Annotated in this window: 9 protein-coding genes and 3 pseudogenes; 2 read left to right on the forward strand and 10 right to left on the reverse strand. The window is 62.0% G+C overall.

Annotated elements, in window-relative coordinates; genetic code table 11:
- Positions 1–326 (forward strand): hypothetical protein (locus tag PACILC2_RS04650; RefSeq protein ID WP_213527774.1); only part of this gene is annotated, 326 nt, incomplete at its 5' end.
- 129 nt (positions 327–455) lie between these two features.
- Here PACILC2_RS04650 and PACILC2_RS29720 read toward each other — a convergent pair.
- From PACILC2_RS29720 to PACILC2_RS04680, 7 genes and pseudogenes are all read right to left on the reverse strand, one after another.
- Positions 456–674: pseudogene (locus PACILC2_RS29720) on the reverse strand (hypothetical protein); the annotation flags it as partial.
- Between the two features lie 210 nt (positions 675–884).
- Positions 885–1859: pseudogene (locus PACILC2_RS04660) on the reverse strand (DUF3900 domain-containing protein); the annotation flags it as partial.
- Between the two features lie 289 nt (positions 1860–2148).
- On the reverse strand, positions 2149–3237 hold the full coding sequence (locus tag PACILC2_RS04665; protein ID WP_062492678.1) for a nitric oxide synthase oxygenase: 1089 nt from the start codon (positions 3235–3237) through the stop codon (positions 2149–2151).
- On the reverse strand, positions 3215–4123 hold the full coding sequence (locus tag PACILC2_RS04670; RefSeq protein WP_213527776.1) for an EcsC family protein: 909 nt from the start codon (positions 4121–4123) through the stop codon (positions 3215–3217). Before PACILC2_RS04670 ends, PACILC2_RS04665 begins: the two co-directional genes overlap by 23 nt.
- A gap of 180 nt (positions 4124–4303) precedes the next feature.
- Positions 4304–5665: a HelD family protein gene (locus PACILC2_RS04675; RefSeq protein ID WP_244863235.1), complete on the reverse strand. Its 1362-nt coding sequence runs from the start codon at positions 5663–5665 to the stop codon at positions 4304–4306.
- Positions 5620–6381 carry a helicase domain-containing protein gene (locus PACILC2_RS26335; protein WP_244863236.1) on the reverse strand — a complete coding sequence of 254 codons (762 nt, stop codon included), beginning with the start codon at positions 6379–6381 and terminating at the stop codon, positions 5620–5622. The genes PACILC2_RS04675 and PACILC2_RS26335 overlap by 46 nt, the downstream gene beginning before the upstream one ends.
- A 137-nt stretch (positions 6382–6518) precedes the next feature.
- Positions 6519–6742: pseudogene (locus tag PACILC2_RS04680) on the reverse strand (DUF1294 domain-containing protein).
- A gap of 195 nt (positions 6743–6937) precedes the next feature.
- Here PACILC2_RS04680 and PACILC2_RS04685 point away from each other — a divergent pair.
- Complete coding sequence (locus tag PACILC2_RS04685) at positions 6938–7612, forward strand: LysE family translocator (protein ID WP_213527778.1); 675 nt, start codon at positions 6938–6940, stop codon at positions 7610–7612.
- 124 nt (positions 7613–7736) lie between these two features.
- Here PACILC2_RS04685 and hrpB read toward each other — a convergent pair whose 3' ends face one another.
- From hrpB to PACILC2_RS04700, 3 genes are all read right to left on the reverse strand, one after another.
- Positions 7737–10343: an ATP-dependent helicase HrpB gene (gene hrpB, locus PACILC2_RS04690; protein ID WP_213527780.1), complete on the reverse strand. Its 2607-nt coding sequence runs from the start codon at positions 10341–10343 to the stop codon at positions 7737–7739.
- 203 nt (positions 10344–10546) lie between these two features.
- Entirely contained in the window at positions 10547–10702 is a 156-nt protein-coding gene (locus PACILC2_RS04695) for a hypothetical protein (RefSeq protein ID WP_213527782.1), read from the reverse strand.
- Positions 10703–10716: 14 nt separating this feature from the next.
- The gene (locus PACILC2_RS04700; protein WP_213527784.1) at positions 10717–11499 is read right to left on the reverse strand and encodes a hypothetical protein; all 783 of its coding nucleotides are present in this window, start codon (positions 11497–11499) and stop codon (positions 10717–10719) included.
- Positions 11500–11809: the final 310 nt, after the last annotated feature.

Raw genomic sequence — 11809 nt, forward strand, 5'->3', positions numbered from 1 at the left:
CAAGAACAATGCTGCAAAAGTGCAGTTTTTTCGGGCGTAAAATAACCAAAACGCGAAAATTCCTGCGATTATACAGTTTTTTGATCCGTTCAAGCCAGACAAGCGAAAATCGCCAAAAATTACTGTATTTTTGCAGGATTTTGCGCCATAGTCATCTATTCGGGCCAAAATTCCTGTACTTTTGCAGCTTTTTCGCCAAAGCAATCTGCCGGGAGAGGGGGGCTGAAGGCGGGACACCGACGGACGGGCGACGGACGACGGGCGACGGACGACGGGCCGACGGACGACGGACGGGCGACGATTTGACGGAAGGCGCGGACGGTTAACAGAGGCAAATGAGTTTTATCTTTCTTTAATCTTTAAAAACAAAAACCGCTTGAAACGGATTCGCAGCGGTTCGTGATGGATGTAAAGAAAAACTTTTTCGCAGTACATTCAAAGATGAGCGAGCGAGGACCCTTCGCACGGTTCAAATCCCCGCACAAACGGTCCCTCTGGTTCATCAGCACACGCAGGTCAGCATAAACGCACGCCGGTCAGCGTAAACGCACGCCGGTCAGCGTAAACGCCTTCCGGCAGCTGCGGCACTGTATGCGACCGTCGATGGCGAGTTTGGCGACGACTTTCGCATTTTTGATGCCGTTCTTGGTCGGCGAGTTGTCGTCGAGTGCCTTGCGTTCACCATGGAGGCGCATCGTCCTCGCCCGCAGCGGCCGCTTCCGATAAGACCCGCCTCGCATCGCCGTCTTCGCCGACGGAGACGGCCGCTTCGGCAACCGCATCCGCCCCGGCCGATCCGGAGGTGCCGCCGATCCGTTCCATAATTTCCGCAAGCTCCGGCGGTGCAGCAGCTCGACCGGCGACATGCCGCGTTCGAACTGAAAGGCGTCTCCTTCGATGACGACAATATATTTGCCGTTATGGCGGGCCAGATGGATGGCGTTGCCGAATTCGGACAACAGCACTTTTACCGTTACGCCGCCGAGCTTGAAAGCGATCGGCAAATCCGGCTTTTGCTCGACGAGCTTCGCCGCCGCTGCGGCGACCCGCTCTTCCGGCCATCGCTCGAGCAGTCCCCGCTTGTCGGCGGCCGCCCACAGTTCGATCTCCTCCTCTTCCTGTTCACGGGCTTCGGCCGGCTGGTCGCCCCATTTTTCCTCCATATACTGCTGCACCATCCCGAGCACCTGCTCCTCCATCACCTCGGGCATCGGCTTGCCGTACTCGACCCATTTCAGGAAATCTTCAAAATACCGCGCATGCGACGCCTGATGAAGCTTCAGCTCCCATTCCTCGACGATGCCCTCCTCGGGCATATGCGGATATTGAATCGACTTCATGCCGCGCGCGCTGATCGCCATATCCACCTTGGCGATCAGGCTCCGTTCGTCGGCGATGCGGGCGATCTTCGGTTCGAAATCGCATTTCATGACAAACACGAACGGATCGCCGGAACAGCGCGGAAGCCGCGCTTGCGCGACGATCAGCGCGCCGCCGCGCGCCGCGCTCGTATCGAGATAGAGCCGGACGAGATCGTCCGCGCAGCCGTGGAATTGCCCAGCGTCCTCGGCGCGGCGCAGCCGGTTCAGCAAATTGAAATTCGGGTTGCTGTCCGGCTCGTGGCCGGGCTCGACGACGAATCGGCCGATCTTCGTCGGCGCGTCGCCCGTTACGGGGTGACGCTCCGCCTTCCGCTTCACGATGCGGACGAATTCCCCGTCCAGAAACGGACGCAGCTCGCTTTCCATATATTCATGCCCGTTCATCGTCCGATAATGCTTGTACTGCTTCGAGCCGCTTCCTTCCGTCCCCTCCGTACGGATGACGAAAAATGACAAGAACTGCACCAAAACTTCCATTCGCTTCCCTGTAACTCCTTCGCCCCTGTATCATGAACCCATCAAAAAGTAGCATATCATAATTTGCATCTTGCGGACATGAGCCGTTAGAAGCTAAGCCTCAACGGACGTCCGGCGGGCTCAGGCACCCAGGCTGTCCTCATGCCGTCCGGCGGGCTGAGGCGCCGGGGCTGTTCTCTCCCGTCCGGCGTCTGTCGGCTGACGGCTTGTGCAACGGTTCCGGTATTTTCCGGTCGGCTTTCCTGTCCGGCCGTCGGCTTCCCTGCCCAGCCGTCGGCGACAGCTTCCGTCAGTACGGCTTCGGTTGGTACAAGAAATTCGGCGTATTCATCCGGTCCTCGATTCGCTCGTGCCATATCGGGGTGACGGAAGGCGACAAAGGCGGAATAAGCCACGACCATCTTCCCGTCGCCTCTCGGCCGCTTTCTTTCTCATGTTTGACAAATGTCATGAACTGCTCGGCGGCCGTATGATGGTCCACGATCGTTACGCCCGCTTTTCTGTACGAATGCAGCACCGCCACATTCAACTCCACGAGCGCCCGGTCTTTCCAGAGCGATGCGTTCGCCGAGGTGTTCAGCCCCATAAGCCGCGCGACGGCAGGCAGCAAATTGTAACGGTTGGCATCGGCCAAATTGCGCGCGCCGATCTCCGTTCCCATATACCAGCCATTAAACGGCGCCGCCCGATACGTAACGCCTCCGATTTCGAGCGCCATATCGGAAATAAACGGAACGGCATACCATTTGACGTTCATCTCCGCGATACCCGGAATATCGGGATGCTCGATCGGCACTTCCAGGACAAGCCCTTCCGGCAACTCGAACCATACGGGCGGACGGCCGGACATTTGCAAGACGACAGGCAGCAAATCGAAAGGCGTGCCGGCGCCGCGCCATCCGAGCCGCTCGCAGATGCGGGTCAACGCCAGCGAAGCCGGGTCGCCGACGATTCCCCGATCCGTCGCGTACCCGGCGTACCTTGTCAGCTGGTGGTTCCAGATCCTCATGCTTCGCTCGGCCGTATCCGGCGCAAAAATCGTAATGGCGGAGCGGACTTTGCCGCCGTTCGTCGCATACCGGATATGCCGGAACAACGTCTCCGCCGCCTCCTGCTCGTCCGTAATCGAACGGGCGTCAAACACGTCCAGCGTCTGCCACAACAGTCGGCCGATGCACCGGTTGCTGTTGCGCCAGGCCATGCGGGCGCCATGCTCCAGCTCCTCTTTCGTATGCACATAGGTTCCGGTCTTCTCCAACTCCCGGCGGATCTCCGCCATCCGCGCGTCCGCTTCCTCGCGGCTTCGTCCCATTTCTTCGTAGCAGGCGTAAATGAATCGCTCCGCCTCGGCAGCTTTATGTGGTTGCAGCGTCTCCATTGCCGTGTTGCACGTTCCCTTCCTGATGTTCTGTCGCCGCATTCAGCCTTTCGAGCACTCTTCGCTTCCGGTACAGCATTTTGGCCGTATCCGCGACATCCTGCAGCATCCCCCGGTTGATAAGCGCTCCGAACAGCATGCCCGCCACCGGAATCGCCTGAAACAGCTTTTTCCATCCGAAATTGTCCCAATAAACCGTCATCGCTTCTCTCCAGCCCTGCAGCTGGGAAAGCGCGTGCGCTTGCCCGTTTTCCAGTACGGTCAGTTCGCCCAGCACGGCCTGCTTGCCGACGATATCCGACGAGGCGAACTGCAGCACTTTGACGGCGAATGCGCGCTCTTCCTCCGACTTCGGATCGAAGCCGTAGCAAATCGCCATCTCCTGTATGATTTTAAGCGAAAGCCCGAGAATGGCCGGGATATCCGCCACAAGGGTGAACAGACCGCCGAAGCCGGTCGTCGCCCCTTGAGCGGTAGCGATCGCGCTGCGGCTTGACGCCAGACGATCGGCGGTTTTGTCCATCACACGGAGCGGAACGCGCTGCATATCCCGCATTTGCAGCTCCGTTGTCTTGGAATGCTCGTACGGACCGCCGTCCCAGTTCGCCTTCACTTTGTCGAGAATACTTCTTTCACTGACGAGATAACGGCCGCCATGCTGGATAAAGCCGCCGATCTCGTCGAGCGCCTGGCCGATCTTGCGGTGTATCGCTTTGGGCGCCAGCCGGTCCAGCAGCGCGAAAGGCAGCCGCCCGAGCTTCTCCCAGAACCATAAATCCTTCTGTTCCCGCTCCCACGCTTCGGCTTCCTTCAACGCCTGAAGCAGCTCCTCCCTGCTGTCGGGCACCGGGTACGCCGCTTGGTTCGCGTCGCCGCTATCGGACATAAGCATCCATCTCCTTCTGCAAATTACATTCATTTATACGGCCGTCCCGTTTGCAGGTCGCATTTGCGGCCGCCCGGTCCGGACCGTGACGCTGCCCGGGAACGGACCTTCGCATAGAGAAGCATGCCAGAGGGAACGCAGCAAAGCAAAGCGTCCGCGGCGATCGCATCGGCGCGCCGCTCACCCCCCGCTTACGAGACGGGTCAAACGGCCGCGGTAAAGCAGCTTCAGCCGGTGCAGCGCGCGGGTGCAGCCGACATAAAGCAGCTTGGCGTCCGCATCGCCGTAAGCCGCTTCGCCCGCGTCCGCCATGACGACCGCATCGAATTCCAGTCCTTTCGACAAATAGACGGGAACGACCGTCAAGCCGCCGCCGTAGGACGGTTGGCTGCTCTCCACGAGAGCCGCGTACAGCCCTCCGGCGGCCAGCCGCTCATGAAGCAGCGCGCATTCCCGAGCCGTACGGCCAATGACGGCGATCGTCTTGTACCGGCCTTCCACTTGCCAGCTTCGCACCGACTCCTCGACGGCGGCCAGCCAATTTCCCGGCTCCGTCCGTTCGATTTCCACCGGTTCGCCGCTGCGAAACACCGGAACGGCAGGGCGCACGCCGCCATCCATGCCGGCCAGCACCCGATTGGCGAACTCGATAATTTCCATCGTCGAACGGTAGCTTCGGTCAAGCTCGTAGTACTGCACGTCCTCGTCATCGAACAGCTCCATCTGCTCGCGCCAACTGCGAACGCCGGCATAGCCGTGAATGCCTTGCTGCAAATCGCCGAGCACCGTCATCGACGGCCGCCGCTGGCACAGCTTCAGCGCTTCGATCCGAAAGGGCGAATAATCCTGGGCTTCGTCAATGACGATATGGTCGAACGGCGGCTGATCAAGTCCGTACAGCCGGATATGGATATAGGCGAGCGGAGCCAAATCCTCCTCGGCGGCAATGCCCTTCTTCAGGCGGGCGACGGTCTCGGTGACGATCCGTTTGTCGGGAACGGCCGCGGCGCGCTTTCCTTCGAACATCGTCCGGTAAGCTTGCGGCGCGGAGTAGGAGGGCATTTTCTTCACAAATGCGTTCAGCCGCGACAGCGCTTTGGAACGGATGCTGCGGTCCGTCCATTTCCGGTCCTTCAGCTCGGTTTCCAGCCATCGCCTTAGCCGGTTGACGAGCCGCTCGCGCTTGCGCATAATCGGCTCGTTCCCGTAGTCGGTCTCCGCCCATTGCCGCATCGTTTCCGGCTGCAGCCTCATCCCTTCGACCGGTTCGAAAGGCTCCTGCGGCACGAACGACGCCTCGATTTCCCGCAAGCGCTCTTCGACGAGCGCGACGAACGCCCTGCTCCCTTTCCACCGGCCCGAAGCGCTATCCAAATCCGCCGCCAAACGCGGCCGCTCGAACCAATCGTGAAGCGTATCGGCCGGGTCGGCGGCCCGTACCTCGTTGCGCAGCAGTTCGATCGTCCAATCCTCGAACGTCGTCTGCCGGATATCCCCTACCCCGAGCTCCGGCAGCACCCCGGATATATAATCGAGGAACATCCGGTTCGGCGCGAAATGATCATGCGGCTCGCGCGGACCCGATCCGCGTACCGGTACAGCAAAAAGGCGAGCCGATGCAGCGCTACGGTCGTTTTGCCGCTGCCGGCGACGCCTTGTATGAATAGAACCTTGTTTTTGTCCGCACGGATAATCCGGTCCTGCTCCGCCTGAATGGTCGAGACGATGTCGCGCAGCTTGTTGTCCTTGTTCTCCCCGAGACGGTAAAGGAGAAACTCGTCCGTGACGAGGGCTTCATCCTGTCCCCGCGTGTAGCTGTCCGCCATCCGGATCAGCTCGCCGTCGCGGATGACGAGATTCCGTTTCAGATGGACCGTACCGGTCACTTCGCCTTCCGGCGATTCGTACGAAGCGGGCCCGTCGCCGCCTGCGAACGAATAAAACATGCTTGCCACGGGGGCGCGCCAGTCGATCACGAGCAGCTCGTCCCGTCCCGGACCGGAAACGCCCGATTTGCCGATATAAAGCGGTACCGGCCGGTCCGACGACGCCTCCTGAAAATCCAGCCGTCCGAAATAAGGTTCACGATACGCGGTTTCCAGTCTTTCGATCCGCTTCCCGCGCTGCACATCCAGCATCTGTTCGGTAAAATCGTCTCCGGTGTAACGGGGGCCGATCGCTTCAAGCTGCCGCCGGATTTCCGCCAATACGCCGGTCAATCGCTTCTCTTCTTCTTGATAGGCACTTTGAACGGGCACGTCAGTTACCTCCTAAGATTTGATCGAGCGAATTATAAAGCGAATGACCAATATAGCATAAATAGTTTCCCGTTTCAATATGTGGAAATGATGCTCGACAAAATCTCCGACTTCGTCCACAATGGTATCATTGGTGTTCAAATCGCGGCGGACGCGTACAACAGCCAGCCGAACACGGCGATATTCAGCAGCAGGAGCGCCGGCACGCCGATGACGAAGCGCCGGTGCTTCGTCTTGTGGCGCCACTGCCGCATGCCGGCCCAGACGCCCGCAGCGCCTCCTGCGGCGCACGCCGCAAACAGCGTTTTTCGCGGATTCGCCGCCGCTTCGCGCCGGCACGCCGCTTGTCGACGCCCATCATGACAAATCCGATCAAATTGACGATGATCAGATACGCGCTAATAAATGCCGTCCATCGGTTCAAGGTTCGCACTTCCTTCCTATGCTGCGCAATCCGCCGCTTCGTAGTCGAACCGGCGAACCGACGCGTTTACAAAATAGCGTTTATAGCGTTTGACAGAAATATGGCACTTTGCAACACGGAGGTATTCGCCGCATGCTGCCATTGGAACAAATCATCGCCTTTCTCGCCGTTGCCGTCGCGCTGACGCTTATGCCCGGCCCGGACATTCTGTTCGTCGCCGCGCAGAGCGTCTCGCGATCCGCGCGCAGCGGCATCGCGGTCGCGCTCGGACTGTGCACCGGGCTCATCGTGCATACGTCGCTGGCGGCGGGCGGCATATCCGCCGTCGTCCTGTCGTCGCCGGTCGCCTTCCGCCTCGTCAAGGCGCTTGGCGCGCTTTACCTCTTGTACCTGGCGTGGAAAGCCGTCTCCGGCATCCGGCGGAACGACGGCGGCGAAACGGCCGCTTCGCCGGCAACGCCGCAACCGGCTGCGGGCGCGGCGGAAGCGGCCGGCGAAAGGTTGCCGGCGCTGTACCGGCGCGGCATCCTCATGAGCACGCTCAATCCGAAAGTGTCGCTGTTCTTCCTGGCGCTGCTCCCCCAGTTCGTCACGCCTGCGGCCGGCTCCGTGCCGCTGCAGATGATTCAGCTGGGGGCGCTGTTTATGGCGCAGGCTTTGGCCGTGTTTACCGTCGTCGCGCTGCTTGCGGGCCGGATCGGGCGCAGCCTCATGAACCGTTCCCCCAAATGGACGGCCCGTTTTGCGGTTGCCGAAGCGGTCATCTACGCCGGACTGGCCGTCAATCTGCTGCTGACCGGCAATTGAACGCTTGCGGCAATGGCGGCGGTCGTAGGTCGGCGCGGATGCGGCAACCCTGTACGGGTGTCGGCCCGGACGTTCGGTGCGGTCGGAGCCGGTTGTCCGCCCGCGCGTACAACATGGCCCCCGGTCAATGGTTCCCGCGCGGCTTGGCCCGGTTCGTCGGCGCCGCCGACAACGGATCGTCGGGCCATACATGCTTCGGATAGCGGCTTCTTAATTCTTTCCTTACCTCGAAATACGCTTCGCTCCAGAAGCTGGACAAATCCCGCGTCACTTGCACCGGACGATGCGCGGGCGACAACAGGTGCAGCGTCAGCGGCAGGCGTCCGTTGGCCAGCTTCGGCGTTTCCTTCAGGCCGAACAGCTCTTGCAATCGGACCGCCAATACCGGCGATTCGGGATCGCTGTAATCGATCGGAATGCGCGAGCCGCTCGGCACGGTGATATGCGTAGGCGCTTCGCGGTCCAGCTCTTGCCGCTGTCGCCAGGTCAGCATCCCTTCTAAAGCGTCGGCGAGCGCAACCTTCAGCACATCCTGCAGCTTGGTCGCCCCTTCGATATACGGACCGAGCCACTCGTCTAGCCGCGACAGAAGCGCCTCCTCGGATACGTCCGGCCAATCGCCGCCGAAGCGGCTCATCATCCGCATGCGGGCCAGCAGCTGCCGCGCCGTCTTCGTCCACGGCAGCGCTTCGAGTCCCGCTTCCTGCAATCCGCGAATAAGCGCCTTCCGAACCGATTCGGGATCGGGATGCGCAAGACGCCCTTCCTTCAGGACAATCGCTCCCAGCCGGATACGCCTGAGCGGCCTTACCGCTCGGGCTTCGCTGTCCCATTCCACGCTTTCCTCCGCCGCGATCGATTCGGCGCAATACCGTTCCAGATCCGCAGCCGATACCTCCGCCGCCAGCAGTATGCGGCTTTCCGTGCCGCTATCGTCCAACTCGGCGGCGACGATATATTCGGCCCGCGATAACGGCTGAGCGCCCGGCAGCACGGCTCCTCGCCCGTTCGCGAGCAAATACCGGCCGTCAGGCCGCCGCTGCGCGATCCGGTCGGGAAATGCGAAAGCCAGCAGCAATCCGACCGGCACGGCATCGGCGCCATGCGCGGCCGCGCCGGCGGCCGGCGCTCCGGGGCCGGCAGCAGCGGCGGACCCGCCGCTTGCCGCGCCTTCCGCCCGAACGATGCGATCCGCTGCCCGGCGCAGCTCGCGCGCTTCGGCCAACAGCCGTCTGACGGCGGCGGGATCGGCTCCCTGCGGCGGACTGCCGGTGCGCGCCGCGCGGCGGAGCGCGTCGACGCGCAGGCGCATGTCGGCGTTTCGTTCGCCGCGCAGCAGATCGCGGTCGCCGAGCAGCGCCGCGAGCTCGCAGGCGGCGTCCGCCCATCCGAGCGAATGGGCGCGCAGTATGCAGTGCGCAAGACGGGGATGGGTGCCGAGCTCGGCCATCCGGCGGCCGTGCGCGGTTGCCCGGCCGTCGGCATCAAGCGCACCCAACCGGCGGAGCAGCTCCCGCGCCTGCGCGAAAGCGCCGCGCGGCGGCGGATCGAGCCATTGAAGCCGCTCCGGGTCCGATACGCCCCATACGGCAAGCTCCAGCGCCAGCTGGGCCAGATCCGCTTCAAGCAGCTCGGGCGTACGCGCCTCCGGCAGCAGCGCATGGTCGCGTTCCGACCATAGCCGGTACACCGTTCCTGGGGCTACGCGGCCTGCCCGGCCTTTGCGCTGGTCGGCGGACGCCTGCGACACCGGAACGGTCTCCAGCCGCGACATGCCCGTGCGCGGCGAAAATCGCGGCACCCGCATCAGTCCCGCATCGATCACGACGCGTACCCCTTCCACGGTCAGACTCGACTCGGCTATCGAGGTCGACAGCACAATTTTGCGCCGGCCGGCCGCCGCCGGCGCGATTGCCGCATCCTGCCGTTCGGCAGGCAAGCTGCCGTACAGGGGCATCACCTCGACGGAAGAGGGCAGCCGCTCCGCCGAGAGCAGCGCCTCCGTCCGCCGAATTTCGCCGGCGCCCGGCAGAAAGACGAGAATATCGCCTTCGCGTTCCGTGAGCGCCCTCATCACGGCGGCAGCGACGTCGCGTTCCAGCGCACCGGCACGGCCGGCCCGGAAGTGCGGCCCGAATTCCGCTGTCCGTTCGGCCGATCGCCCCAGATAGATCGTCTCGACCGGAAAGGCGCGGCCGTCGCTTGCAATAACCGGCGCATCGCCAAGCAGTCTGGCGACCGGTTCCGCTTCGAGCGTCGCCGACATGACGACAAGACGCAGATCGCTCCGGAGTAGCGATTGCGCCTCCAGGCAGAGCGCCAGACCGAGATCCGCATGCAGGCTCCGCTCGTGAAACTCGTCGAACAGCACCGCTCCGACTCCTTCAAGCGCGGGGTCCTCCTGAAGCATGCGCGTCAGCACGCCCTCGGTGACGACCTCGATGCGCGTACCGGGTCCGACCCGCGTATCGAGCCTCACCCGGTAACCGACCGTTTCGCCCGTTTGCTCGCCAAGAGACCGGGCCATAAAAGCGGCGGCCGACCTGGCGGCGAGCCTTCTCGGCTCCAGCAGCAAAACGCGGCGGCCGCCAAGCCACGGCTCGTCCAGCATCATAAGCGGCACCCGCGTAGTCTTGCCCGATCCCGGCGGCGCCACGAGTACCGCGTTCGGCCCCGCCCGCAGCGCATCCCGCAAATCCGGCCATACATCGTCGATCGGTAATCGTTTCATGCTTGCCTTAGCTCTCCTTCGTGTCCTCTTCATCTTTGCCCCAGCCCGGCCGCGATCGTCCGTCCCGCCCCGATGTGTCGAGCGGGACGAGCGTTCGGCCCGGCTTCGATGTGTCGAGCGGGACGAGCGTTCGGCCCCGGCATTTGTCTTTTCACCGCACAGTGGCGATCAACCGCATGCGCGGCCGGGCTGCGGTCATGCCGTCAGTGCGACTCCAGCAGCTTTTCGCGCTCCCGCCTGACGGCAGCCGTCTCCTGTTCCAGACGTTGCACCTCTTCGGAAAGCCGCCGTTCCAGCGTCCGCAGCTGCGAAGCCTGGCGCTCCACCTGCTCGAGCGAACCGGTGATGCGGCCCTGCACGATCCAATCCGCGATCAGACCGTCGAAAAATAATCGGCAAAATGGGAAAAGCCTCCCGTATCGAGCTGCAGATCTTCCGAAATATGGACGTCCTCCAGCTCTTTGCGCAGCCGGTGAAGCAGATGCTGCGCGTTGTGAATGTGAGTGTTTGCCTCGTCCATATGCGAACGCTTGATGGAGGTGGCGATCATCCCTCCCCCAAGCATGTCGTAGGTCCCCCAGTTTTTCGCCTTGCCCAAGCTTTCGGCCGCGTCGCGAAGCGCATGACCGAGCCGCCGCGCAGCATCCAGCGCTTCCTTAAGCTCCTTCAGCCGGCCGCCGGACTGCTCCATCCTGCGGTCAAGCTCCAGCAGCTGTTCGGCAGCCGGCGTCCCGCTTTCCCGCAGCAGCCGCTCCTTGCGCGCCATCAGCTCCCGGTACGTATTGTCCGCCCCTGCGACGGCCCGCAGCTCGGAACCGACTTCCGCCAGTTCACGCTTAAATTCCTCCGCCTCGCGCCGCGCTTCCTGCAGCTTGAGCGAGACGGCGAGAGCCTCCTGGCGCTCAAGCTCCAATTGCTCCTCCTTGCTGCGCAGCAGCGTATGGAACAGATTGGTCCAGGAAAGCCGGAGCAGCTTTTCCACATCCTCTTTCTCCATATCAAGTTCCACTTCGAGCTTGACAATGCGGCGTTCGGTTTCCGCCAAACGCGTTTGCAATTGTTCGCGGCGCCGCTCGGCCCGCGCCAGTCGATGCGCTTTATCCCGCCATTCGTCCAGCTCCCGGTTGATCCGTTCCATTTCCTCCAGTACCGCCATGTTCCCATCCCCTCTCCCGTCTTTCCGGATTTGACGCATATCTTTTAATACTGCCCGAACGGTTACGAAGTTGCAACTGTCTTCCGGACATTCGCCCCGACATGTATTTGACGGACATGTATGACGAACAAGTTCTCACTGAACATGTAATTCCCAACAGACCATTCCCAACATGTCTATTCAACACGTCTTTTCAAGTTCCATCACGTCTTCCCAATCATGTCCTTCCAACATGTCTATCCAATGTCTCTCCAACATGTCTATCCATTATGGAGCGGGCCGCCACGAGAGCCGCAGCAAACTTGCGCGG

Source organism: Paenibacillus cisolokensis (assembly GCF_018403665.1).
Taxonomy (GTDB): Bacteria; Bacillota; Bacilli; order Paenibacillales; family Paenibacillaceae; genus Paenibacillus_AH; species Paenibacillus_AH cisolokensis.